Genomic DNA, 24,684 nt, shown 5'->3' on the forward strand with positions numbered 1-24,684 from the left:
CGACGATCGACGGATCGGCGCGAAGCAGCGAGCGGCGAATGTGTCCCGCCGACTCGCTGTCTCGTGCCGATCCGTCGCCGCGTTTCCGGGGGTTGCGGGCGGCCGCCGGGATCAGGTCACGAAGCAGAACTCGTTGCCCTCGGGGTCGCTCATCACCTGGAACGAGCCCTGCTCGTCGGTGACCGTGGCGCCCCGGGCGTCGGCGCCGAGGGAGACCGCCAGGGTCACGGCGGCGTCGATGTCGGTCACCCGCAGGTCCAGGTGCAGCCGGTTCTTCCCGGCCTTGTCCTCGGGCACCGGCTGGAACGACATGCGCACCGCCCCGGGCGGTTCGACATGCGACCAACCCCGTTCCCGATCCACCGGCTCGCCGCCGAGCAGGCCGGCCCAGAACCGCACCAACTGCCGGGGCTCCCGGGCGTCCACCACGATCTGATGCAGGTCCACGCGCATACGCCGCAGCCTAGGCCAAGCCCGGAAGAGCCCGCCTCGGCTCGATCGGGTGAACCGGATCGGGGAGGCTACCGTGTGGTCGGAGCCGAAACTAGGCTGACGGAGTTGCCTCGGAGAGAGGAGGACCGGGTGTGATGACCGTCGGATCGGTGTATCCCCATCATGTGGAAACCGATGAGGAGCCGCTACTCGCCGAGTTCTTCGCGCTGTCCGAGCGGCTGAAAAACGATCGTGTGGAGTTCATCGACGGGAATACCAATGTGGCGCCACCGCCGGACGGAGACCACGAGACGATCGTCGACCAGCTCCGGTTGCAGATGCTGGGGTCCGCGGTCGCGCTGAGTGCGTCCGGGAACAAGGGGCTGGCGCTGCCCAGTGGCGACTTCGTCGTGCCGGACGCGACCTATGTGCCGCACGGAGGGCTGCGCCACGCGCCGTCCTGGATGCCACCGGACGACGTGCTGCTCGTGGTCGAGGTGACGTCCTCCGATCCGAACCGCGACCGCATGAAGAACCATCGGGCGTACGCGCTCGCCGGCATCCCGTTCCACCTGCTCATCGACCGGCAGAACGGGAAGGTGATCCTGTACTCCGACCCCGAGCGTGATGCCTATGCCGGCCGCAACGAGGTTGCCTTCGGCAAGAAGCTGACCCTGCCGGCACCGTTCTCGGTGACCATCGACACAGCCGACCTGGTCGACTGAACAGCGGGAGGTGACGCCGTGACGGGCGAACCGGAGCGCGCCGACAGTGACCTCAGCCCGCTCGCCCGGCGGGTGCTCGCGTGCATGTTGGCGGTGCCCGCGGGGATCAAGTTCACCGGTAAGGATGTGGCCGACGTGATGCCGGAAGGGCCGTACCGGGTGCAGAAGGCGTTGCGCGAACTGGGCGCCACCGGGCACCGCACCGTGCGCCGGCTGAAGAAGCCCAACGGTCAGTTCTACGTCGAGGTCGAATACCACGCGATACCCGTGCGGGCCGACGACTCGTCGATGGATTGAAGAGATTACGTAACTGCGTAACAATCACGACGTGGCGCATCGACCGGACGACGACAGTGAACGGAACGACCCGACCACTGCGACCGAGAAGACCGACAAGGCCGACAAGATCGACCCGGCCGCCCTGCTCGCGCGCCTGGACGCGTTGACCGAGCGCGTCGCGGCGCTGGAGGCCGCGGCCGCCGAACCGCCGACCGGATCGGCCGACCGGTTCGTGCCGAGCCCGGACGCCGAGGCATTCTGGGCCCTGGAAGGGCTCAAGGAGCACTACGGGATCGGCGCGCTGCTGTACACCGGCGCCCTGCGACTGCCCCAGGGAACGCCCGTCGAGTGGCAACTGGCCGCCGACGCGGACGCGTTGCTCGCCGAGGACTGGGCGCCGTTCGCCGAGCACCTGGGCGCCCTCGGCCACCCCGTACGACTGTCCCTGCTGCGCGAGATCCTGCGCGGCACCGACACCGCGGCCGAACTCGGCGCCCTGGAGGGGATGGGGACCAGCGGGCAGGTCTACCACCACCTGCGCCAACTGGTCGCGGCCGGCTGGCTGCGCACCGTGGGCCGAGGGCACTACGAGGTACCCGCGATGCGCGTCGTACCGCTCCTGACCGTGCTGTTCGCCGCGCGCCCCTGACCCGCGCCGCCGATCCCGGCCGGCGGCGAAGCCCTCGAAGGGCCGTTCACTACGATCCCGATCATGGGGCGGACGACGGTCGAGACGATGCGAGGCCACTTCCACGAGACCGCACGTGCGCGCGGATACCTGCTCGACGCGGCACAGGAGCAGGCCGCCGATCGGCTCGCCGAGCTCGGCGCGGCGCTGGGTCGGGGCCGAGGGCACGGCCTGTTCCATCGCCGGCCGGCAGCGGGGCTGTACCTGTGGGGTCCGGTCGGCCGGGGCAAGACCTGGCTGCTCGACACGTTCTTCGCGGCCGTACCGCTGCCCGCCGAGCGCCGAACGCGGGTGCACTTTCACGCCTTCTTCCGACGCCTGCACGAGGCGGTCCGCCGGCACCGCGACGACCACGGCCACGAGCGCAGCGCCGTCGACGCGGCCGTGTCCGAACTGGTCGGCGACGTCGACCTGTTGTGCTTCGACGAGTTCCACGTGCACGACCCGGGCGACGCGATGCTGGTCACCCGCCTGCTGCGGGAACTGCACGCGCGCGGGGTGGTTCTGGTCTGCACGTCCAATTACCCGCCCGCCGGGCTGCTGCCCAACCCGCTCCACCACCACCTGTTCGAGCCGACGATCCGCGAGATCGAGGCGCGGATGACCGTGGTTACGGTCGCCGGACCGCATGACTACCGGTCGCTGCCCCGGATCGAGACCCTGGACACCGCGTTCGCCCGCGGAGCGGTGTTGTGGCCCGGCGACCCCGAGCAGTTGCGCGGGCAGCAACTCGTACCGCCCACGCCCGACGAGGCGGTCACGCTGCGGGTCAACCACCGCGAGCTCGCCGTCGCGGCGGCCCGACCGGGCGAGTTGTGGGGCGGGTTCGCGGAGCTGTGCGAGGGCCGGACGTCGCCGCTGGACTACCTCGTCCTGGCCGAGACGTACCCCACGTGGGTGCTCGACGGGCTGCCCGCGCTCAAGACGGCGAGCGCCGAGGCCCGGCAGCGGTTCGTGAACCTGATCGACGTCTGCTGCGACGCCGACGTACGGCTCTTCCTGTGCAGCGACCGCACCCTGACCGAAATCCTCGCCGGCGACGACCTGCCGACGGACATCACCCGCACGGCCAGCCGCCTGGGCCTGCTCCGCCGCGTCGACGGCTCGGACAACGGCGTCGGCTCGGACAACGGCGTCGGCGGCAAGAGCGTCGAGGATGTCGAGGGCGTCGAGGGCGTCGAGGGCGCCGAGAGCGCCGACAAAGGCGGCGGCGCGGAGCACTCCCGCTAGTCGTCCTCCGGCAGCAGTTCATAGCTCGGGTCGGACATCGCCAGGTGGCCCTCCGACTCGCCGACCACCCCGTGCACCCGCATCCGGCGGCCCGGTTCCACGCCCGCGAGGTGCCGGCGGCCGTGGAAGAGCAGCCTGAGGCCGCCGGTGCGGTCGTACAGCTCGACCTCCAGGGCCGGCCGGGCGCTCTCCGGCGACGTGGACACCGACCGGACCCGGCCGACCACCTCGGCTCGCTGCCGCCACTTGAGCTCGGCCACCGACGTGGCACCCGCCACGCGGTCCGCCGACTCCGGCTCGGCGTCCATCGTCGGCAACAACCGGGTCACACACCTGGCCGCCGCAGGCTCCGTCGGCATCGGCCGGTGCGCCATCGCCGCGGCCACGTCGAACGGCACGATGGTGGCGATCGCGTGCGGTACCCGGGTCAGCGCCGACGCGATCGAGTCGGTGGTGCGGCCGTGCAGCAGGCGCCCGATGCCCGGTGGATAGGTGTGCCGAGGCAGCAGCATGGTGATTCCGGACGCGCCGTCCGCCACCTCGCGCGCGGCCAGTTCCAGCACCGCCCGGGCCAGCCGCCGGTCCGGACACTCGATCAGCTCCAGCGGGATGTCGGCGGCCCGACTCGCCTCCCACCGCTTGCTCAGCTTCTTCGCGTGCCGGCTGTCCAGCACGAAGTGCGCCGCGCGCAGGTCGTCCGCGCGCAGCGAGCGGGCGTAGCGCACCGCCTGGAGCACCGCGACGTCGAGCGAGTCGACCAGCACCACGACCACCGAGCGATCGCGAATGTTGAAGTCCGCCGTGGCCGGTGCCACCGCGAGTGCCGCCGCCTCCTCGCGGTAGCGCCGGTTGACCCCGATCAGCGCCCACACGCCCAACGGGAAGAGCACCACCACCAGCCACGCGCCCTCGGTGAACTTGGTGACCGCGAAGATCAGCACCACCGCGGCGGAGACCACGGCCGTGAGCGCGTTGAGCACGGTCGCGGCCCGCCAGTGACCGGTGCGCACCCTCCAGTGGTGCCTGGTCAGCCCGGCGCCGGCCATCATGAACCCGGTGAACACGCCGATCGCGTACAGCGCGACCAGCGAGTCCACGCTCGCCCCGGTCGCCAGCAGCAGCGCGACGGCGGGCACCGCGAGCAGGATGATCCCGTTCGAGAAGGCCAGCCGGTGGCCGCGCTTGCGCAACATCTTCGGCAGGAACGCGTCCTCGGCGACGAAGTCGGCCAGGAACGGGAAGCCGTTGAACGGCGTGTTCGCGCCGGTGTACAGGATCAGCGCGGTGGCCAGTTGCACGAAGATCAACCCGGCCCGACCGAGCACGCCCTCACCCAGGACCAGGTGCGCCTCCTGCGCGATCACCGTCGGATCGCCCTCCAGGTAGGGGATCGCGTGGGTGGCGTGCGCGAGCAGCGAGATGCCCAGCACCAGGGTCGCGAGCACCAGCGACATCGCCACCAGCGTCTTGCGCGCGTTGCGGGCGCGCGGTTCGCGGAAGGTGGACACGCTGTTCGAGAGCGCCTCCAGACCGGTCAGCGAGGAGCCGCCGTTGGCGAACGCCCGCAGCACCACGAACAACGAGGCGCCGTAGAGCAGTCCGTTGCCGGACTCGCCGAGCGGCACGGCGCCGGCGGCGTGTACGTCCGCCTGCGGCAGCGCGCCGTCGCTCGCCCAGCGCACCAGCGCGACCACGAACACGATCGCCATCGCGCCCATGAACAGGTATGCGGGCAGCGCGAACGTGCGCCCGGCCTCCTTGACCCCGCGCAGGTTGCCGTAGAACAGCACCGCGACCACGCCGACACAGATCTCCGGCTTCCAGCCGCTGATGTCGGTGCCCCACAGCAGGTGCAGCAGCGAGGCGATGGCGTCGGTGCCGGCCGCCGTCTGCACCGCGACGGTGACCACGTAGTCGATCAGCAGCGCGACCGAGGCGACCTGCGCGACGCGCGGCCCGAAGTTGTCGCGCGCGACGATGTAGGAGCCGCCCGCCTTGCTGTACAGGCTCACCACGTCCCGATAGCACAGGGTCAGCAACAGCAGCACCGCGAGGATCGCGTAGGTGACCGGCAGGAGCAGGGTGAACGCCGCGAGGCCGATGTAGGGCACCAGCGCCCGCAACATCTGCTCGGTGCCGTACGCCGACGACGAGATGCAGTCCGAGGCCAATACGCCCAGCGCGGTCGGGTTGGACAATTTCTCGCCGCGCAGCCGCGAGGTCACCAGCGGCGGGCCGAGCAGTCGCTTCTTGAGCCGGTATCCGACCGTCTCGGGAATCCGGACGTCCACGCTGAGCGGAGCGGGCGGGCCGGTCGGTGGCTGCATGACCCCTCGGCTGCCCCGGCGCCCCGCCGCACATGCCCGTGCTCGGCCGAACAGGGGCCGTGGCGCAGGCCCGGCACGTGCGGCCGGGCGCGGGCCCGGCACACGCGTGGGGCCCGGCGGAATTCCGCCGGGCCCCATCCGCGTGTACCGGCGTCGCCGGTCGTGCCGGTGTCGCTAGTTGATCGTCCAGGTGTCGTTGCCCCGGATCAGCGAGGCCAGGTCGCCGGCGCCCTGGGTGCTCGCCGCCTCGGCCATCTGGGCCGACATCAGCCGGTCGTAGACCGGGCGCCGAATGTCGCGGAAGACGCCGATGGGGGTGTGCGTGTTGCTGGTCAGATCGCCCAGCCGGGTCAGCGCGAAGGCCAACTCCGGGTTGTCCGCGTGCGCGTCGTGCACCATCAGCGCGTCCTCGCCGACCTTGGCCACCTCGGCCACGTCCAGCGAACCGCGCGCACCCCGGATCACGCCGAACTGCCCGTCCGAGCCGAACCGGATCGGCTGCCCGTGCTCCAGCCGGATGGTCACGTCGTCCCGCTTCTCCGGGTCCTTGAGCTGCTCGAACGCGCCGTCGTTGAAGATGTTGCAGTTCTGGTAGATCTCCACCAGCGCGGTGCCCTCGTGCGCCGCCGCCGCGCGCAGCACCGAGGTCAGGTGCTTGCGGTCGGAGTCGATCGACCGGGCCACGAACGAGGCCTCGGCGCCGATGGCCACCGACAGCGGGTTGAACGGGTGGTCGAGCGAGCCCATCGGGGTGGACTTGGTGATCTTGCCGGTCTCGGAGGTCGGCGAGTACTGACCCTTGGTCAGGCCGTAGATCCGGTTGTTGAACAGCAGGATCTTCAGGTTGACGTTGCGCCGCAGCGCGTGGATCAGGTGATTGCCGCCGATGGACAGCGCGTCGCCGTCACCGGTGACCACCCATACCGAGAGGTCCTCGCGCGAGGTGGCCAGACCGGTCGCGATGGCCGGCGCGCGCCCGTGGATCGAGTGCATGCCGTAGGTGTTCATGTAGTACGGGAAGCGGCTGGAGCAGCCGATGCCCGAGACCCACACGATGTTCTCCTTGCGGAGACCGAGTTCGGGCATGAAGCCCTGCACGGCCGCCAGGATCGCGTAGTCCCCGCAACCCGGGCACCAGCGCACCTCCTGGTCCGACTTGAAGTCCTTCATGGACTGCTTGCCGTCGGCCTTCGGGATCAGCGACAGCGAAGGGAAACCGCCGGCGCCGTTCGCAGACTCAGACACTCTCGATCACTTCCTGGATCACGTGAGCCAGTTCCTCGGACTTGAACGGCAGACCGCGAACCTGGGTGTAGGACATGGCGTCCACGAGGAACTTCCCGCGCAGGAGCAGGGCGAGCTGACCCAGGTTCATCTCCGGGACGATCACCTTGTCGTACGACTTGAGCACCTCGGCCGTGTTGGCCGGGAAAGGGTTGAGGTGACGCAGGTGGGCCTGCGCGACCTTGCCGCCCGCGGCCCGCACCCGACGGACACCGGCGGCGATCGGACCGTAGGTGGAACCCCACCCGATCACGAGCACCTTGGCGTCACCGGTCGCGTCGTCCACCCACAGCGGCTCGATGTCGTTCGCGATCCCGTCGACCTTGGCCTGTCGGGTGCGCACCATCAGGTCGTGGTTGGCCGGGTCGTAGGAGATCGATCCGATGCCGTCGGCCTTCTCGATGCCGCCGATCCGGTGTTCCAGGCCCGGCGTGCCGGGGACCGCCCACGGGCGGGCCAGCGTCTCGGGGTCGCGCTTGTAGGGCCAGAACTCCTTGGTCCCGTCCGGCATCTCCTGGTTCGGTTCGGTCGCGAACTCGACGCGCAGGTCCGGCAGTTCGGACGTCTCCGGCAGGCGCCACGGCTCCGAGCCATTGGCCAGGTAGCCGTCGGAGAGCAGGAAGACCGGGGTGCGGTACTTCAGCGCGATCCGGGCCGCCTCGATGGTGGCCGCGAAGCAGTCGGACGGGGTCTGCGGGGCCACGATCGGCACCGGGGCCTCGCCGTTGCGCCCGAACATGGCCTGGAGCAGGTCGGACTGCTCGGTCTTGGTCGGCAGGCCGGTCGAGGGTCCGCCGCGCTGCACGTCGACGATCAGCAGCGGAAGCTCCAGCGAGACGGCCAGGCCGATCGTCTCGGACTTGAGCGCGACGCCGGGGCCGGACGTGGTGGTCACCCCGAGCGCGCCGCCGAAGGACGCGCCGAGCGCGGCACCGATGCCCGCGATCTCGTCCTCGGCCTGGAAGGTGCGCACGCCGAAGTTCTTGTGCTTGGCCAGCTCGTGCAGGATGTCCGAGGCCGGGGTGATCGGGTACGAACCGAGGTAGACCGGCAGCTCGGACAGTTGCCCGGCGGCCACCAGGCCGTAGGACAGCGCGAGGTTGCCGGTGATGTTGCGGTACGTCCCGGCCGGCAGCTTCGCCGGGGCCACCTCGTAGGAGACCGCGAAGTCGTCCGTGGTCTCACCGAAGTTCCAACCCGCCTTGAACGCCGCGACGTTGGCCTCGGCGATCACCGGCAGCTTGGCGAACTTCTTGCGCAGGAAGGCGATGGTCGCCTCGGTAGGCCGGTGGTACAGCCAGGACAGCAGGCCGAGCGCGAACATGTTCTTCGCCCGCTCGGCGTCCTTCTTGGAGATCTCGAACTCGGCCAGCGAACCGACGGTCAGCGTGGTCAGCGGGATCGCGTGCACGTTGTACGCGTCCAGCGAGCCGTCCTCCAGCGGACTGTTCGCGTAGCCGACCTTGGCCATCGCGCGCTTGGAGAACTCGTCGGTGTTGACGATGATCTCGGCCCCGCGCGGCAGGTCGCGGATGTTGGCCTTGAGCGCCGCCGGGTTCATCGCGACCAGGACGGTCGGGGCGTCGCCCGGCGTCAGGATGTCGTGGTCGGCGAAGTGGAGCTGGAAACTCGACACGCCCGGCAGGGTGCCCGCGGGCGCCCGAATCTCGGCGGGGAAGTTGGGAAGGGTCGACAGATCGTTTCCGAACGTCGCCGTCTCGGACGTGAAACGGTCGCCCGTCAGCTGCATTCCGTCACCGGAATCGCCGGCGAACCGGATCACTACCCGGTCGAGCTGCTTGACCTGCTTGGTCACGGGGAAGGACCTCCTCGGCGCTGCGGCGGTTGGTCCGCGCACCGCGCGGATGTCGCAGTTTCATCGTACGGCGGTACAGATGGGGGCCGTGGCGCCCCCCGGAGCGGGCGAGGATCCGCCCTGGCGCGTGACGTGAGCGGTGTCACGCTGCGGACATGACCCGCAGGGGGGCACATATCCGCCTATATCCGAGCAAACCAAGAGCCCGTCCCGATTCGGGACGGCTGCTCCGATCGACCGGATGATTGCATGGGTCCAGTAATTCGATCCCTACGATGTCAGGATCCGAGATATGCGAGTACCGCGAGGACTCGTCTGTGATCGGTGTCACTGGGTGCGAGACCGAGCTTCCCGAAGATGTTGCTTACGTGCTTCTCCACCGCTCCGTCGGACACCACCAGGGCCTGCGCGACCGCCGCGTTCGTGCGCCCCTCGGCCATCAGGCCGAGCACCTCGCGCTCGCGCGGTGTGAGCTTTTCCACCACGTCGCGCTTGCGGGAACGGCCGAGCAACTGGGAGACGACCTCGGGGTCGAGCGCCGTGCCGCCGGTCGCGACCCGCTCGACCGCCGCGACGAAGTCGCCGACGTCGGCGACCCGGTCCTTGAGCAGATAGCCGACCCCGCTGGTGTTGCCCGCCAGCAACTCCGTCGCGTACTGCTCCTCGACGTACTGTGACAGGACAAGCACGCCGACCTGCGGCAGCGTCGCCCGCATCCGCACCGCGGCGCGAATGCCCTCGTCGGTGTGCGTGGGCGGCATGCGCACGTCCACCACGCACACGTCCGGGAGCAGCTCGCCCGCGACGGCGACCAGCCGCTCGGCATCCCCGACCTCGCCCACGACCTCGTGGCCGCGAGCGGTCAACAGGCGGGACAAACCGTCTCTAAGTAGTACGGAATCCTCAGCGATGACGACGCGCACAGCGTTCACATCCCCCAAATCCGGTAGCCGCACCCGAGGAGCGGGTGCGGCTACAGTCTTCCGGATTCGAGTCGATGCGGTGTACCGCGGGCGGGTCGGATCTCAGCCCCGCCGCGTCCTCACAGCGGCAGCCACACGGTGACCCTGGTGGGCCCGCCCTCGGGGCTGTCCACGGTCAGCGTGCCGTCCACCCCGCGCACCCGCTCGATCAGGCCGGCCAGCCCGGACCCCTTGCCGGTCGAGGCACCACCGGCGCCGTCGTCGGCGACGATCAGATACATCCGGCCGTCCTGGTGGCCCACGGTCACCCACGCGTGGGTGGCCCGGGCGTGCTTGGAGACGTTGGTCAGCAGTTCGGACGCGCAGAAGTAGGCGACCGACTCGATCGGCGCGGCCGGCCGACCGGGCAGGTCCACCTCGACCCGGACCGGGACCGTGCAGCGGGCCGCGATCGAGGACAGCGCCGCGTCCAGACCCCGGTCGGTGAGCACCGCCGGATGGATGCCCCGGGCCAGGTCGCGCAGTTCCTGGAGGGCGAGCTTGACCTCGTCGTGCGCGGAGGAGACCATCCGCGCGGTCTCGGTGTCCTGGCTCGCGTTCAGATTCTCCTTCGCCATGCCCAGGTCCATCGCCAGGGCGACCAGTCGGGCCTGCGCGCCGTCGTGCAGGTCGCGCTCGATCCGGCGCAGGTCGGACGCGGCGGTGTCGACGGCGGCCTCCCGGGACACGGTCAGGTCGCGCACCTGCTCGGACAGGAACTTCGGGCCGAGCAGTCCGCGCACCATCACCCGGTCCACGTTGGCCATCCCGCGCACCAGCCACGGCGTCGCCAGGAGCAGCAGCACGCCCGCCGCCATGGTCAGCGTCACCGGGCCAGGCCCGGCGAGGTAGTGGTCGGCGCCCGGCGCGTGCGGCCCGTCGCCGGAGAGCTTCGCGCCGGGCATGTCGGCCCGGCGATACAGCGGCTGGGTGAGCGGATAGGTGACCATGGTCAGCGACGCCGCCCACAGCGCCGTGGTGACGGCGAAGGTGAAGACGCCCCAGGGCAGTTGCACGCACAGATACAGGCAGGCCCGCCACCCGGTCCGGTCGGTCAGCGCGGACTTGATCCAGCCGGTGAACCCCGGCCGCGGCCGGAGCGGGGCCGGTGCGCGCACATGCTCGTCCAGCAGCGCGCTCGCCCGGGCCCGCTCCATCCGGCCGAACAGCCGGCTGCCCATCAGGGTCAACGCCAACATCGGCAACCCGATCAGGAACAGCGGGGTCAGACCGACGCCGAGCGCGATGAACACCACGGCGTAGGTGAAACCGACGATGCCGATGGGCAGATTGAGCACGAGATGGATCGTGTCGGTCCACGTGCGCACCGTGAACGGCGCGCGCAGGATGCCCGGCCGCGCTCGGGCCGGGGCATCACCTGTGGACCCGTCGTAGGCAGTCACGGGTGAGGGCATGGACATGGAGTTGCCTCGCTGGGAGAGAAGCCGATCCGTTGGGTCAACTCTGCCCGGTGACCCGGGCGGGTCCCATGGCGCGGGTCGGTGTCTTGGGGGTGGGGTTGTCCCTACCACCTTGGCTTCGGGAGCGGTATCGCCGATCCGGCCGGTCGGCGGATTGGACACCGGGGACAGGTCCGGCGCAACCCCCCTAGACTCCCGTGCCACAAACGTAAGCAACGTCCACGCAACGTTCGGGCAATGTCGGATCGGGAGGCAGGCGCCAGGTGGAGGGCTACTACGGAACGTACGCGCTCGTGGGTCTGGTGCTGCTCGTCGCGTCGGCCTTCGTCGCGGTGGCGTTCGCCGGCGGGCGACTGTTGCGACCGAGCGTACCCACGCACGAGAAGCTCACGACGTACGAGTGCGGGGTCGACCCGGTGGGGGTGGGGTGGGCGCAGGTCCACATCCGGTACTACCTCTACGCGTACCTCTACGTCATCTTCGCGGTCGACGTGATCTACCTGTTCCCCTGGGCGACGGTGTTCGACGCGCCGGGCTTCGGCGCCGCGACCCTGGTGGAGATGTTCGTGTTCGTCGGCTTCCTGGCCACCGGACTGCTGTACGCGTGGCGAAAGGGTGTCCTCGCATGGACCTGACACCGGCACCGGTGGAACGCACACCGGTCGACCTCCCGCAGCCGCGGCTCGGGGTGCTCTCGCGGCTCGCGCCGGACCCGGTGCGGCTCGTGCTCAACTGGGGACGGCGCTACTCCCTCTGGGTGTTCAACTTCGGCCTGGCGTGTTGCGCGATCGAGTTCATCGCGTCCTCGATGGCCAGGCACGACTTCATCCGACTGGGCGTGATCCCGTTCGCGCCCGGGCCCCGGCAGGCCGACCTGATGGTGGTCTCGGGGACGGTCAGCGACAAGATGGCGCCCGCGATCAAGCGGCTGTACGAGCAGATGCCCGAGCCCAAGTACGTCATCTCGTTCGGGTCCTGCGCGAACTGCGGCGGTCCGTACTGGGATTCGTACTGCGTCACCAAGGGCGTGGACCAGATCGTGCCGGTCGACGTGTACGTGCCCGGCTGCCCGCCCCGGCCCGAGGCGCTGCTCCAGGGCATCCTCAAGCTCCAGGAGCGGATCGCGGTGGAGAACCCGGCCGCCCGGTACGCCCGCAAGCTGCCCGCCGCCGCGCTCGCGCGACCGCTGGTCGCGCCGCCGAAGCCCGCGGCGGGGGATGCCGGATGACCCCGGAGGAGATCCGCGCGGGCCTGGGCGAGGATCTGGTGCTCGCGGTGTCGGACGCGTACGGACTGGTCACCGTCGATGTCGCGGCGCAGAACTGGCCGGCCGCGCTGACCGCCGCGCGCGACGTGCTCGGCTGCGCGTTCTTCGACTGGCTCACCGGTGTCGACGAACTCGCCGAGGGGTTCGACGTGGTCGCGCACGTGTGCGCGATCCCGACCGGGCCCAGGCTGCTGCTGCGTACCCGCGTGCCGCGCGAGGCCGCCGTGCTCGCGACCGTGACCGGGGTGTACGCGGGGGCCCGCTGGCACGAGCGGGAGACGCACGAGATGTTCGGCATCGACTTCACCGACCACCCGGGCCTGGATCCGCTGCTGTTGCCGGACGGCTTCGAGGGACACCCGCTGCGCAAGGAGTTCGTCCTGGCCGCGCGGGTGGCCAAGGCGTGGCCCGGTGCCAAGGAACCGGGCGAGTCCGACCACGGTGCCGGGCCCGGCCGCTCGCCGGGCCGCCGCCGTACGTTGCCGCCGGGCGTACCGGATCCGGCGACCTGGGGTCCGCACAAGGAGGAGGCGGCGGCCGAGGCCGCTACCGCCGCCGAGGAACGCCCACGCCGCGCCCGCGGCGCCGCGGCGGGCTCGGCGAGTCAGGCCGGCGAGGGCGCGCCGCCGGCGCGCCGCACCCGCGGCGCCGCGGCCGGTTCCGCGAGCCAGGCGGGCGAGGGTGCACCGCCCGCGCGTCGCACCCGCAGCGTGTCGCAGGGTTCGGCGAGCCAGAGCGCCGCGCCGCCGGCCGCGCCGGAGCCGGCGTCGCCCGAGCCTCCCGCGACCGACTCGACTCCGCCGACCGAGCCGGCGTCACCGGCGCCTGCGGCGCCACCCGAGCCCGCATCGGCGCCTGGGGCGCCACCCGAGCCCGCCGCGCGGCCCGAGTCCACGACGCCCTCCGAATCCGGTGCGTCGCCCGAGGCGCCATCCGAGCCTGCGGCGCCATCCGAGCCCGAGGCGCCGGCCGGGTCCACCGCACCCGCCGAATCCGCCGCGTCGCCCGAGGCGCCCGCCGTCGAACCGCGCGAGAGCGGTCCGACCCGCCCGTCCACCGAAGGGGACACCCCGTGAGTCTCCTCGACGTGTGCCTCCGGCTCGTTCTCGTGCTCGGGGCGTTCCTCGTGCTGCCGCTGCTGATCGGGCAGACCGAGCACAAGGTGATGGCGCACATGCAGGCGCGGGTCGGCCCGATCTACGCGGGCGCCTTCCACGGGTGGGCGCAGTTGGTCGCCGACGGCGTCAAGTTCGCGCAGAAAGAGGACATCGTCCCGGCCGGCGCCGACCGCAGGGTGTTCAAGCTCGCGCCGGCCGTCGCGCTGATCCCCTACTTCGTGGTGCTGATCGCCATCCCGATCGGCCCCAACGGCCTGGTCGGCCGGACCGTCGACGCCGGCATCGTGTTCGTGCTCGCGGTGATGGGCGTGGGCGTGCTCGGCTCGCTGATGGGCGGCTGGGCCTCGGCCAACAAGTACTCGCTGCTCGGCGGCATCCGCTCGGCCGCCCAGTTGATGGCGTACGAACTGCCGATGCTGCTGGCCGCGGCCTCGGTCGCGATGGCCGCCGGGACCGTGTCGCTGACCGGGATCGTCGAGGGCTTCGAGTGGTGGTGGCTGCCCTGGCAGGCGATCGGCGGCGTGGTGTTCTTCACCGCCGGCCTCGCCGAGATCCAGCGCCCGCCCTTCGACATGCCGGTCGCCGACTCGGAGATCATCTTCGGTGCCTACACCGAGTACTCCGGCCTGCGCTTCGCACTGTTCCTGCTGTCCGAGTACGCCGGGATCCTGATCGTGTGCGCGCTGACCACCGTGCTGTTCCTGGGCGGTTGGCACGGCCCGTGGTCGGACTCGGTCGGCTGGTTGTGGACCCTGCTCAAGACCGGCCTCCTGGCGTTCGTGGTGATCTGGCTGCGAGTCAGCTATCCGCGACTGCGCGAGGACCAACTGCAAAAGCTCGCGTGGACGGTGCTCGTCCCGCTCGCGCTCGGCCAACTCGTCCTGACCGGCGTGGTAAAGGTGGCGACCTGATGAAGGGCCTGGCCAAGGGCCTCGCGGTGACCCTGAGGACGCTCACCAAGAGGTCCGTCACACAGTCCTATCCGGAGGTCCTCCCGGAACTGCCGCCCCGCTCGCGCGGGGTGATCGCGCTGTTCGAGGAGAACTGCACGGTCTGCATGTTGTGCGCGCGCGAATGCCCGGACTGGTGCATCTACATCGACTCGCACAAGGAGGTCGTGCCCGCCCGCGAACCCGGCGCGCGCGACCGCACCCGCAATGTGCTCGACCGCTTCGCGATCGACTTCGCGCTGTGCATGTACTGCGGCATCTGCGTCGAGGTGTGTCCGTTCGACGCGTTGTTCTGGTCGCCGGAGTTCGAGTACGCGACCGGCGACATCCACGAACTCACGCACGAGAAGGACAAGCTGCGCGAGTGGATGTGGACCGTGCCGCCACCACCCGCGCTGGACGAGCACGCCGAGGACCCCAAGGAACTGATCCAGGCTCGCAAGGCCGTCGAGAAGGCGGAGAAGGCCGCGGCCGCGGCCCGGGCCGCCACACCGGAAGCGGAGGAGACCCCGTGAACCTCGCCGCCACCGAGCACGGATTCCTCTCGCCCACCGGCGCCGAGATCGCCTTCGTCCTGGTCGGCGTCGTCGTGCTCGGCTCCGCGCTGCTCGTGGTGAGCACCCGTCAGGTCGTGCACGCCGCGCTGTGGCTGGTGGTCACGCTCGGCGGGCTGGCCGCCGAGTACCTGCTGCTCACCGCCGAGTTCATCGCCTGGGTCCAGGTGCTGATCTACGTCGGCGCCGTCGTGGTGCTGCTGTTGTTCGGCCTGATGCTCACCAAGGCGCCGATCGGATACTCCGAACCGGCCGACCCCGCCGCCCGGATCCCGGCCGCGGTGGTCGCGCTGGGCGCCACCGCGACCCTGCTCACCGTGATCGTGGACGCCTTCCGCACCGCCTACCTGCATCTGGGCGACGACAGCGTGGGCAGCACCCGGGTCACCGGGGAGAGCCTGTTCAAGGTGTGGGTGCTGCCGTTCGAGGTGTTGTCCGTGCTGCTCCTGGCCGCGCTGATCGGCGCCATCGTGCTGTCCCGCTCCCGATCGGGCGTGCGCTCGGGCCGGAAGGACTGACCCCGCGATGCATCTGGTCTATCCGCTCGTCCTCGCCGTCCTGCTGTTCGGCATCGGGCTCTACGGGGTGATCGCGCGCCGCAACGCGATTCTCGTGCTGATGTCGATCGAGCTGATGCTCAACGCCGTCAACGTCAACCTGGTCGCGTTCGACATGTATCTGCGCGACACGCTGCACGCCGGTCAGGCGCTGACCCTGTTCGTGATCACCATCGCCGCCGCCGAGATCGGTCTCGGGCTGGCCATCGTGCTGATGGTGTTCCGCAACCGGGCCACCACCGACGTTCCCGAACTGCGCGAGCTCGCCGAGCACAAGGAGGGATCGGTATGACGGTCGCCGCCGCGACGGCCACCGGCCTGCCCGCGCTCGCGGCCCTGCTCGGGCTGTTCCTCGGGCGCCGGGTGCGCCCGGTCCTGTTCGCCGTACCCGCGGCCCTGGTCGCGACCGTGCTCGCGATCGTCGTGGCCGCCGGCATCGGCGACGACACGCGCGAGTCGGTGGTGCGGCTGACCCCCACCGGCGCCCTGGACATCACGCTGGGGCTGCGGGTGGACGGCCTCGCCGCGCTGTCCGCGGTGCTGGTCACCGTGGTCGCGCTGCTGGTGCAGGTCTACTCGGCCGCCTACCTGCGCGAGGACCCGCGCTACTCGTCCTACGCGGCGTTGGTGTCGCTGTTCACCGCGGCGATGCTGCTCGTCGTGTTCACCGGCGACCTGATCGTGCTCCTGGTCGGCTGGGAGGTGATGGGCGTCTGCTCGTACTTCCTGATCGGCCACCACTGGGAGACCGAGGCGGCCCGCTCCGCCTCGATCAAGGCGTTCGTGGTCACCAAGCTCGGCGACGTGCCGTTCCTGATCGGCATCCTCGTGCTCGCCGCGGGCGCCGACTCGTTCCGGATCCGGGACGTGCTCGCCGCCGTGCCCGAGGGCGGCGCCGGGTGGGTGACCGCGGGCACCCTGCTGCTGCTGGGCGGCGTCGCGGGCAAGTCCGCGCAGGTACCGCTGCAGACCTGGTTGCCGGACGCGATGGCCGGCCCGACCCCGGTGTCCGCGCTGATCCACGCGGCCACCATGGTCGCCGCCGGTGCCTACCTGGTGGCCCGCCTGTACCCGGCCTTCCTGGCCGCGCACGCGACGCTGATCGTGCTCGCGGTGCTGGCCGCGGTGACGATGATCGGCTCCGCGCTGGCCGCGCTCGCCCAAGAGGACCTCAAGCGGGTGCTCGCGTGGTCGACGGTCGGCCAACTCGCCTACATGACCGGCGGGCTCGCGGTCGGCGGGCGCGACGCGGCGGTGTTCCACCTGCTCTCGCACGGCGCGTTCAAGGCGCTGCTCTTCCTCGGCGCCGGGGTGGCCATCCACGTCGCCGGAACCGGTGCGCTGGCCGGCATGGGCGGGCTGCGGCACCGCGCGCCGATCGCGTTCTGGACGATGACCGCCGGGCTCGCCGCGCTCGCGGGTGTCCCGCCGTTCTCCGGCTTCTTCAGCAAGGAGGCGGTGCTCGGCGCGGCCGAGCACACCGCCGCCGGCCACGGCTCGGTACCGCAGGTGGCCGGCTGGCTGGTCCTGGTGGCCGGCCTGCTCACCGCCGTGCTGACCGCGGCCTACGCGACCCGGGTGTGGCTGCGGGTGTTCCTCGGGCCGGCGCGCGAGACGGCGCCCGGCGCGGAGGTGCCCGCGCACGCGGACGCCGCGGACTACGGCGAGCCCGCCCACCCGGGTGAGGCGCCCGCCGCGATGGTGTGGCCGCTGATCGTGCTCACGGTGCCCACCGTGCTGTTCGGCTTCGTGGCCTTCCCGGGCCTGCCGCCCCTCGGCAGCGACCTGGGCTATGCCGAACTGACCCCGAACCCGCTGACCACGGTGCTCGCCCTGATCGCGCTCGGGCTCGGGGCCGGCTCGGTCGCCGCGCTGTGGCGGCGCGACCCGGCCGCCGATCCGGCCCGCGCGCTGGGTCCGCTGCGCGGCCCGGCACTGCGCGGGTTCGACGTGGACGGGCTGTACGCGGCGCTGGTCGTGACCCCCGTCCGACTCGCCGCCAAGGCGTCCCGGTTCACCGACGGGGCCGTCGTCGACACCTACGTCAAGGGCGCCGCACAGAGCGCGTGGCTGCTCGGCGGCGGAATCCGGCGAGGCCAGAACGGCAACGTCCGGCTGTACCTGACCGGCCTGTTCGCGGGCGTGGTCGTGCTCGCCGTCGCGGTGGCGGTGGGCTCGTGACGCGCCGTCGACCGTTGCCCCCGACGCCCCCTCATGCCCAGGAGACCTCGCGGTGAGCGTCGTGCTGATCCTCGTCGTGGCCGCGCCGCTGCTCGGCGCCGCCCTGCTCCTGCTGCCCGGGGTCGGTGATCGCGCGGCCCGGCTGGTCGGCGTCGCCGCGAGCGCGGCGACCCTGGTCGGCGCCGTCGTGCTCGCGTGCGGGTTCGACCGCGGGCGCGGCATGCAGTTCGAGACCGACGCGTCCTGGGCGCCCTCGCTGGGCCTGCGCTTTCACCTGGGCATCGACGGCATCTCGCTGCCGCTGCTCCTGCTCACCGCACTGCTCACGCTGCTGGTCGCCGTGCACAGCCTGTGGAACATTCCGCCGGGCGGCGACTCGCGGGCGTTCGTGGCGCTGTTCCTGCTTCTGGAGACCGGCACGCTGGGCACCTTCGCGGCGCTCGACCTGATCCTGTTCTTCCTGTTCTTCGAGGTCGTGCTGGTCCCGATGTACTTCCTCATCAACCGCTGGGGGAGTCCGGGCGAGCGCGGCCCCGCCTCGTACAAGTTCATCCTGTACACGCTGCTCGGTTCGGCCGTGATGCTGCTCGGCTTCCTGCTGATCCAGGCGAAGACCGGCACCTTCGACATGGTCGAGCTCGCCGAACGGCACGGCGCGGGCATGTCGCACGGCGCCCAGGTGCTCGCGTTCCTGGCGATCGGCCTGGGCCTGGCGGTCAAGGTGCCGATGTGGCCGCTGCACACCTGGCTGCCCGACGCGCACACCGCCGCGCCGACGGCGGGCTCGGTGCTGCTGGCCGGCGTGCTGCTCAAGATGGGCACGTACGGCCTGATCCGGATCGCGGTGCCGATGTTGCCGGAGGGCGCCGAGACGTTCGCGCCGTATCTGGCCGCGTTCGGCGTGGTGGGCATCGTGTACGGCTCGCTGGTGTGCCTGGCCCTGCTGCGCGACCCGGACGGCGACCTCAAGCGCATCATCGCCTACTCGTCGGTGGGCCACATGGGCTTCGCGCTGCTGGGCATCGCGACGCTGACCCCGCAGGGGATCAACGGCGCGTTGTTCGTCAACATCGGCCACGGCCTGATCACCGGCCTGCTGTTCTTCCTGGCCGGCGCGGTCAAGGACCGGCACGGCACCGCGCTGCTGGGCCGACTCGGGGGCGGGATGTACGGGCGGACCCCGCGACTGGGCGCACTCGTGGCGTTCGGCGCGGTGGCCGGGCTCGGGCTGCCCGGGCTGGCCGGCTTCTGGGGCGAACTGCTCGCGATGTACGGCGCGTACGAGCCCGCGGCCGGGTTGTCCACCGGCGGCTACCGGACCTTCCTGGTCCTGGCCGGCCTGGGCACCGTGCTGACCGCGGCCTACATGCTCGGCCTGGTGCGCCGATTGTGCATGGGCCCGGCGGGCGAGCCCCCGACCGGGCGGCCCGAGGTGGACGTGACCGGCCGCGAAGTCGTGGTGTGGACCCCGCTCGTCGCGCTGACCCTGCTTGCCGGAGTGTGGCCGGCCACCGTGCTCGCGATCACCGACCCGGCCGTGCGTGCCCTCATGGGAGGCAGCTGACATGCCGTTCGACGTCCAGTCGATCGACTGGCTCGCGATCGGGCCGGTGGTCGCCGTCGCGGTCGCCGCCCTCGTGGTGCTGCTCGCGGACCTGTTCCTGGAGGGCGCGCGCAAGGCCGCGCTGCCCTGGCTCACCCTGGCCGGACTCGGCGCGGCGCTGGTGCTGTTGGTGCCGCTGCGCGCGGACGACTCCGAGGCGCGCGGCACGTTCTGTTCGCCGTCGGGCTGCTCGTACGCGGTCACCGACCTGACCCTGGTGCTGCAACTGGTGCTGCTCGGGTCGGCGTTCGTGGTCGTGCTGCTGTCCATGCCGATGACCCGGCACAGTGCGGACGGCGACGAGGGCGAGGTGCCCGGCGGCGAGTACCACTTCCTGCTGCTGTCCTCGGTGACCGGCGCGGTCGCGCTGGCCGGCGCGCGCGACCTGCTCACCCTGGTGGTGGCCCTGGAGACGTTGTCGCTGCCCGCGTTCGCGCTGGTCGGCCTGCGTCGGGACGGCCAGGGCGGCGAGGCCGCGCTGAAGTTCTTCCTGCTGTCCGTGGCCGCCACGGCGGTGATGCTGTTCGGCGTGAGCCTGGTCTACGGGAGCACCGGCAGCGTGCACCTGGCCAGGATCGCGAGCGACCTGGAGAACCTGGACCCGCGGCTGACCAAGGTGGCCGCGACCGGCGCGGTGCTGACCATGGTCGGGTTCGCGTTCAAGGTCGCGGCGGTGCCGTTCCACTCGTGGGTGCCGGACACCTATCGCGGCGCGCCGATCCCGGTGGCCGCCTACCTGTCCGTGGTCTCCAAGACCGCCGGGTTCGCCGGGCTGCTCCTGGTCGCCGGCATCGCGTTCCGGCCGTACGCGCACATCTGGGGTCCGGCCATGGCGGTGCTCGCCGCGGTGACGATGACCGCGGGCAACCTGGCCGCGCTGCGGCAGACCGACGCGGTGCGGCTGCTGGCGTGGTCCTCGATCGCCCAGTCGGGCTACGTACTGGTCCCGTTCGGAACCGCCGCCGGGCACGGTGAGGACTTGGCCGACACGCTGCCCGCGGCGGTCGCCTACCTCGCGGTGTACGCGGTGATGAACCTCGGCGCGTTCGCGGTGGTGACGCTGGTGGCCGGCGAGCGCGGCGGGCTGGTCTCCGACCACCGCGCGCTGTTCCGTTCGCGCCCGGTCGGCGCCGCGGCGATGGCGTTCTTCCTGCTGTGTCTGGCGGGCATCCCGCCGGGGCTGGCCGGGCTGTTCGCGAAGGTGACCGTGTTCCAGGCGGTGATCGACTCCGGCACCGGGTGGCTCGCGGTGGTGATGGCGGTCAACGTGGTGATCGGGCTGTACTACTACCTGGCCTGGACGGCGCAGTTGTTCGCTCCCGCGGCACCCGGGGTGCCGGGCGCGGTCGGGGGCGCGGGGGAGTCGGGGCGCGCGGAGGGCTCGGGCGTCTCGGCCGGCTCGCCCGGCGGTGTCGACGGTGGTCGGACGCCGGCTCCATTGGTCGCCGCGCTGGTGCTCACGGGGGCGCTCGGGGTGCTGCTCTCGGTCGCGCCACAGCTTGTGCTGCACGTGCTCACCGTGCCGGGTCTACTCGGCTGACCTGCGGTTCCGGTCCCGGAGCGGGGGGTTACGCCCGCCTCGGGAGGGAACTCTGCGAGGCGTTGTCCCGTTGCGAAGGAAGAGACAACGGGCAGAGGGCGACAAGCCGGCGGATACCCCGCACGGACCCGCATTGTCACCCCTGGGACGCTTGCGAGAGGACTCTGCCGTGCACGGCCAGCACAACGGACTGAAGACCGCCGTACTGCTCGGCGGCATGTCGGCGCTCATCCTGGTCGTCGGCAGCTTCTTCGGTCGGACCGGGTTGATCATCGCCCTGTTCGTGGCCCTGGCCACGAACGGCTACGCCTACTTCAACAGCGACAAGATCGCGCTGCGCTCGATGCGCGCGCGACCGGTCAGCGAGGCGGAGAACCCCGAGCTGTACCGGATCGTGCGCGAGCTCTCCAACGACGCCCGGCAGCCGATGCCGCGCCTGTACATCTCGCCCACCGAGGCGCCGAACGCGTTCGCCACCGGCCGCAACCCGCGCAACGCGGCGGTGTGCTGTACGACCGGCATCCTGCGCATCCTGGACGCGCGCGAGCTGCGCGGGGTGCTCGGACACGAGCTGTCGCACGTCTACAACCGGGACATCCTGATCTCGTCGGTGGCCGGTGCGCTGGCCAGCGTGATCATGTTCCTGGTCAACTTCGCCTGGCTGATCCCGTTCGGCCGCAGCAACGACGACGAGGGGCCGGGCCTGTTCGGGATGCTGGCCATCATGATCCTGGGTCCGCTGGCGGCCAGTGTCATCCAGTTGGCGGTCAGTCGTTCGCGTGAATATCAGGCGGACGCCTCCGGGGCCCGCCTCACCGGAGACCCGATGGCGCTCGCGAGCGCGCTGCGCAAGCTGGACGCGGGCACGCAGGCGCTGCCGCTGCCGCCGGAGCCGAAGCTGCAGACCACCAGTTCGCTGATGATCGCCAACCCGTTCCGCCGGGGCGCGGGCGGGATGAGCAAGCTGTTCTCGACGCACCCGCCGATGGCGGAGCGGATCGCGCGGCTCGAGGCGATGGCGGGGCACTGAGGCGGGCGCCGAGGCGGGGCGCCGAGGCGGCAGTCGGCCCGGCGGGTGCATTCGGTGGGCCGCCAGTCCTGCGGGGGACGTCAGCGGGCCCGGGTCGGGGTAGAACAAGTTCGTGAAAACTGTCCTGAACATCATTTGGCTCGTGTTCTCCGGCCTGTGGCTGGCCATCGGCTACGCCATCGCCGGCATCGTCTGCTTTCTGTTGTTCTTCCTCGTCGTCACCATCCCGTTGGGCATCGCGTCCTGGCGGATCGCGGCCTACGCGCTGTGGCCGTTCGGCCGCCGGGTGGAATGGCGTCGCGACGCCGGCACCGGGTCGATGCTCGGCAACATCCTGTGGATCGTGCTGTTCGGCTGGTGGCTGGCGCTCGCGCACCTGGTCACCGGCCTCATCCTGTGCGTCACCATCATCGGCATCCCGCTCGGGCTGGCGAACTTCAAGCTGATCCCGGTGTCGCTGACTCCGCTGGGCCGCGAGATCGTCTCGACCGACGACCCGATGCACGTGGGCGTCTGAGCGGGTCGGTTCGAGCGGGTTCGGGCCTCGGTGATCGCCCGTCGGGTGGTTGCTGAGCCCGGACAGGCCAATCGTGTGGTCTCGTACGAGGGAGACCGGAGCCAACCGCTCCAGCCGCGCCCCCGGTGTGTCGATATGTCCCGGTAGGCCCGGGTGGACGGAGAAGACACCCATCCCGGGAAGCAGACCCACACCGGGAAGCGCGGAGGTTGCCGTGGCGGCGACGGTCAGTGTCATCGTTCCGACCCGCGACCGTACGGCCCTGCTGGCCGATGCCCTGCGCAGCGTGGCCCTCCAGGGCACGCGGGACATCGAGGTCGTCGTGGTCAACGACGGCGGCGCGGACGTGGCGGGCGTGCTGCCGCTGGGCGTGCGGGGGATGACCGTGCGGTTGCTCTCCTTCCCGCGCTCGCGCGGCCCGGCGGCGGCGCGCAACGCCGGTCTGGAGATCGCCACCGGGCGGTTCGTCGCGTTCCTCGACGACGACGACATGTACCTGCCCGGCCATCTCGACCGGGCCCTGGCCGCCCTGGAGCGCACCGGCTCCGACGCCGTGTACGCGGACTGCATCCTCAGCGGCGACCGGGCGTCGCCGGGCGAGACACCGGGCAGCCCGTATCGCTACGACTTCCCGTACGACCCGGACATGCTCTCGGTGGCCAACTTCGTGCCGACCACCGCCGTGGTCGCCCGCAATCCCGCGCACACCGCGCCCGCGTCGTGGTTCCGCTTCGACCCGGAGTTGCCCCTCCTGGTCGACTGGTCGTTGTGGTTGCGGCTGGTGCACGATCGGGGCTGGTCGTTCGCCCGGCTGTCCGAGCCCGGCGTGGTCTACCACCGCGAACCCGCCGACTCCAGCCTGTCCGGCGGCGCGGCGGCCCGACTCGACTCGCTGGGCCGGTACGAGGACACCTACCGCACGATCATCGCCCGCTGGCCGGTCCCACCCACCGGCCGTGTCGCGCGCTTCCGCCGACACGCTTTGACCATGTTCGCGATCGCCCGGGAACAACTGTCCACCGGCGCCCACCTGGCGCCGTTCGCCTACGAGGACGCCCTGCGCGTCCTGCACGCGGGCTTCACCGGCCGGCTGGAGGAGGACGCCGTACCCACCCGCCTGTCCGCCGTGCTGACCGGCGCCCACACCCCGACGATCGACGCGTGTGGGCCTCTGGTGGAGCGCGTGCAGCAGTAGGGCGGTTCCGGCTCGGGAACCCGATCGCGGCACGCGGACACCGCCCTCCTCGACTGCGCGAAAGAGCACAGAAAGGGCACAGCGAGGGCGGTGAATCCGCCGGCCGTGTCCGACCGGCGATCCGCCCTCGCCGTGCCCTCGACCCGTCACCCACCGGGCCCGCCACGATCCCGCCGCCGCAGGGTGGCGGCCTCGGTCAGCGGTAGTTCACGAACTGCAGCGCGAAGTCCAGGTCCTTGCCCTTGAGCAGCGCGATGACCTCCTGGAGGTCGTCCCGGTTCTTGGACGACACGCGCAGCTCCTCACCCTGGATCTGCGCCTTGACGCCCTTGGGCCCCTCGTCGCGGATGATCTTGGAGACCTTCTTCGCGTTCTCCTGGGAGATGCCCTCCTGGATCGACGCGAAGATCTTGTACTCCTTGCCGGAAGCCTTCGGCTCCCCGGCGTCGAGCGACTTGAGCGAGATGCTGCGCTTGATCAGCTTGCCCTGGAACACGTCGAGGATCGCGTTCACGCGCTCCTCGGAGTTGGCGCGCATCTCGATCTGCTCGCCGGTCCAGCCGATGTGCGCGCCGACGTTCTTGAAGTCGAACCGCTGCGCGATCTCCTTCGAGGTCTGGTTCAGCGCGTTGTCGACCTCCTGACGGTCGACCTTGGACACGATGTCGAAAGAGGAGTCAGCCAAGGCTCGGAATCGCTTTCTGTGGGATCTGAAGTGAGAGGGAAGGCAACCCCTCCAGCCTAGAGCGTCCCCCACGACCCGGACTCCGGCCGCGCCCACCCCGCCCGATCCGATACCGAGTGGCGAAGCACCCCGGGTGGTCCGCTATTGTTGTCCCGTCGCGCCGCAAGGCGCACACGGCGGGTTGCCCGAGTGGCCAAAGGGAGCAGACTGTAAATCTGCCGGTGTATGCCTACGTTGGTTCGAACCCAACACCCGCCACACCGTGAAAAAGGCCCCTGATCTGCGGAAACGCAGACAGGGGCCTTCTTCGTTCGAGCATGCCG

At 71.0% G+C, this 24,684-nt stretch carries 23 protein-coding genes, 1 tRNA gene and 1 pseudogene; 18 read left to right on the top strand and 7 right to left on the bottom strand.

Translation table 11 applies throughout. The annotated features are described in order from the left end of the window. Positions 1–111 precede the first annotated feature (111 nt). On the bottom strand, positions 112–453 hold the full coding sequence (locus tag ACZ4FV_RS07990) for a VOC family protein (protein WP_402240451.1): 342 nt from the start codon (positions 451–453) through the stop codon (positions 112–114). A gap of 134 nt (positions 454–587) precedes the next feature. Between ACZ4FV_RS07990 and ACZ4FV_RS07995 the strand changes: the two genes are divergently transcribed. The 4 genes from ACZ4FV_RS07995 (at position 588) to zapE (ending at position 3,354) form a co-directional block, all read left to right on the top strand. Further along, on the top strand, positions 588–1,157 hold the full coding sequence (locus ACZ4FV_RS07995) for a Uma2 family endonuclease (RefSeq protein ID WP_395871789.1): 570 nt from the start codon (positions 588–590) through the stop codon (positions 1,155–1,157). 18 nt (positions 1,158–1,175) lie between these two features. Beyond that, positions 1,176–1,454, top strand: coding sequence for a hypothetical protein (locus ACZ4FV_RS08000; protein ID WP_395871787.1), 279 nt, complete (start codon positions 1,176–1,178; stop codon positions 1,452–1,454). Between the two features lie 124 nt (positions 1,455–1,578). Further along, a complete protein-coding gene (locus ACZ4FV_RS08005) occupies positions 1,579–2,085 on the top strand; it encodes a helix-turn-helix domain-containing protein (protein ID WP_395871832.1) in 507 nt (168 codons plus the stop codon). 63 nt (positions 2,086–2,148) lie between these two features. Next, complete coding sequence (gene zapE, locus ACZ4FV_RS08010; RefSeq protein WP_465322167.1) at positions 2,149–3,354, top strand: cell division protein ZapE; 1,206 nt, start codon at positions 2,149–2,151, stop codon at positions 3,352–3,354. A gap of 371 nt (positions 3,355–3,725) precedes the next feature. Here zapE and ACZ4FV_RS08015 read toward each other — a convergent pair. The 5 genes and pseudogenes from ACZ4FV_RS08015 to ACZ4FV_RS08035 all read right to left on the bottom strand — a co-directional run. After that, positions 3,726–5,681: pseudogene (locus tag ACZ4FV_RS08015) on the bottom strand (APC family permease); the annotation flags it as partial. A gap of 174 nt (positions 5,682–5,855) precedes the next feature. Continuing rightward, the gene (locus tag ACZ4FV_RS08020; protein WP_395871830.1) at positions 5,856–6,851 is read right to left on the bottom strand and encodes a 2-oxoacid:ferredoxin oxidoreductase subunit beta; all 996 of its coding nucleotides are present in this window, start codon (positions 6,849–6,851) and stop codon (positions 5,856–5,858) included. A gap of 67 nt (positions 6,852–6,918) precedes the next feature. Further along, positions 6,919–8,781 carry a 2-oxoacid:acceptor oxidoreductase subunit alpha gene (locus ACZ4FV_RS08025; RefSeq protein WP_395871783.1) on the bottom strand — a complete coding sequence of 621 codons (1,863 nt, stop codon included), beginning with the start codon at positions 8,779–8,781 and terminating at the stop codon, positions 6,919–6,921. 278 nt (positions 8,782–9,059) lie between these two features. Then, complete coding sequence (locus ACZ4FV_RS08030; protein ID WP_395871781.1) at positions 9,060–9,704, bottom strand: response regulator; 645 nt, start codon at positions 9,702–9,704, stop codon at positions 9,060–9,062. A 119-nt stretch (positions 9,705–9,823) separates the two neighbouring features. Further along, entirely contained in the window at positions 9,824–11,158 is a 1,335-nt protein-coding gene (locus ACZ4FV_RS08035) for a sensor histidine kinase (protein WP_395871779.1), read from the bottom strand. 269 nt (positions 11,159–11,427) lie between these two features. Between ACZ4FV_RS08035 and ACZ4FV_RS08040 the strand changes: the two genes are divergently transcribed. The 13 genes from ACZ4FV_RS08040 to ACZ4FV_RS08100 all read left to right on the top strand — a co-directional run bounded on the left by ACZ4FV_RS08040 (position 11,428) and on the right by ACZ4FV_RS08100 (position 23,676). Further along, complete coding sequence (locus tag ACZ4FV_RS08040; protein WP_395871777.1) at positions 11,428–11,799, top strand: NADH-quinone oxidoreductase subunit A; 372 nt, start codon at positions 11,428–11,430, stop codon at positions 11,797–11,799. Next, on the top strand, positions 11,790–12,392 hold the full coding sequence (locus ACZ4FV_RS08045) for an NADH-quinone oxidoreductase subunit B (RefSeq protein ID WP_395871775.1): 603 nt from the start codon (positions 11,790–11,792) through the stop codon (positions 12,390–12,392). Before ACZ4FV_RS08040 ends, ACZ4FV_RS08045 begins: the two co-directional genes overlap by 10 nt. Further along, positions 12,389–13,507, top strand: a complete 1,119-nt coding sequence (locus tag ACZ4FV_RS08050) for an NADH-quinone oxidoreductase subunit C (RefSeq protein WP_465322169.1) — start codon at positions 12,389–12,391, stop codon at positions 13,505–13,507. Before ACZ4FV_RS08045 ends, ACZ4FV_RS08050 begins: the two co-directional genes overlap by 4 nt. Beyond that, entirely contained in the window at positions 13,504–14,460 is a 957-nt protein-coding gene (locus ACZ4FV_RS08055; RefSeq protein ID WP_395871771.1) for a complex I subunit 1/NuoH family protein, read from the top strand. Before ACZ4FV_RS08050 ends, ACZ4FV_RS08055 begins: the two co-directional genes overlap by 4 nt. Continuing rightward, a complete protein-coding gene (locus ACZ4FV_RS08060; RefSeq protein WP_395871770.1) occupies positions 14,460–15,014 on the top strand; it encodes a NuoI/complex I 23 kDa subunit family protein in 555 nt (184 codons plus the stop codon). Before ACZ4FV_RS08055 ends, ACZ4FV_RS08060 begins: the two co-directional genes overlap by 1 nt. Further along, positions 15,011–15,571 (top strand): NADH-quinone oxidoreductase subunit J, encoded by a 561-nt coding sequence (locus ACZ4FV_RS08065; RefSeq protein WP_395871768.1) that lies wholly within the window; start codon positions 15,011–15,013, stop codon positions 15,569–15,571. The genes ACZ4FV_RS08060 and ACZ4FV_RS08065 overlap by 4 nt, the downstream gene beginning before the upstream one ends. A gap of 7 nt (positions 15,572–15,578) precedes the next feature. Then, positions 15,579–15,902, top strand: a complete 324-nt coding sequence (nuoK, locus tag ACZ4FV_RS08070) for an NADH-quinone oxidoreductase subunit NuoK (RefSeq protein ID WP_395871766.1) — start codon at positions 15,579–15,581, stop codon at positions 15,900–15,902. Continuing rightward, the gene (locus ACZ4FV_RS08075) at positions 15,893–17,791 is read left to right on the top strand and encodes an NADH-quinone oxidoreductase subunit 5 family protein (RefSeq protein ID WP_465322225.1); all 1,899 of its coding nucleotides are present in this window, start codon (positions 15,893–15,895) and stop codon (positions 17,789–17,791) included. The genes nuoK and ACZ4FV_RS08075 overlap by 10 nt, the downstream gene beginning before the upstream one ends. A gap of 52 nt (positions 17,792–17,843) precedes the next feature. Further along, entirely contained in the window at positions 17,844–19,355 is a 1,512-nt protein-coding gene (locus ACZ4FV_RS08080; protein WP_402240469.1) for a complex I subunit 4 family protein, read from the top strand. 1 nt (position 19,356) lies between these two features. Further along, on the top strand, positions 19,357–20,934 hold the full coding sequence (locus tag ACZ4FV_RS08085; protein WP_402240471.1) for an NADH-quinone oxidoreductase subunit N: 1,578 nt from the start codon (positions 19,357–19,359) through the stop codon (positions 20,932–20,934). A gap of 169 nt (positions 20,935–21,103) precedes the next feature. After that, positions 21,104–21,964 carry a zinc metalloprotease HtpX gene (gene htpX / locus ACZ4FV_RS08090; protein WP_395871759.1) on the top strand — a complete coding sequence of 287 codons (861 nt, stop codon included), beginning with the start codon at positions 21,104–21,106 and terminating at the stop codon, positions 21,962–21,964. A 112-nt stretch (positions 21,965–22,076) separates the two neighbouring features. Continuing rightward, entirely contained in the window at positions 22,077–22,481 is a 405-nt protein-coding gene (locus tag ACZ4FV_RS08095) for a YccF domain-containing protein (RefSeq protein WP_395871757.1), read from the top strand. A gap of 214 nt (positions 22,482–22,695) precedes the next feature. Continuing rightward, complete coding sequence (locus ACZ4FV_RS08100) at positions 22,696–23,676, top strand: glycosyltransferase family 2 protein (RefSeq protein WP_395871755.1); 981 nt, start codon at positions 22,696–22,698, stop codon at positions 23,674–23,676. Positions 23,677–23,872: 196 nt separating this feature from the next. Here the strand turns inward: ACZ4FV_RS08100 and ACZ4FV_RS08105 are convergent, their stop codons facing one another. Then, the gene (locus tag ACZ4FV_RS08105) at positions 23,873–24,361 is read right to left on the bottom strand and encodes a YajQ family cyclic di-GMP-binding protein (RefSeq protein WP_026217952.1); all 489 of its coding nucleotides are present in this window, start codon (positions 24,359–24,361) and stop codon (positions 23,873–23,875) included. A gap of 175 nt (positions 24,362–24,536) precedes the next feature. Between ACZ4FV_RS08105 and ACZ4FV_RS08110 the strand changes: the two genes are divergently transcribed. Continuing rightward, positions 24,537–24,619, top strand: a tRNA-Tyr gene (locus ACZ4FV_RS08110). Positions 24,620–24,684: the final 65 nt, after the last annotated feature.

Source organism: Embleya sp. NPDC025285, from assembly GCF_055558835.1.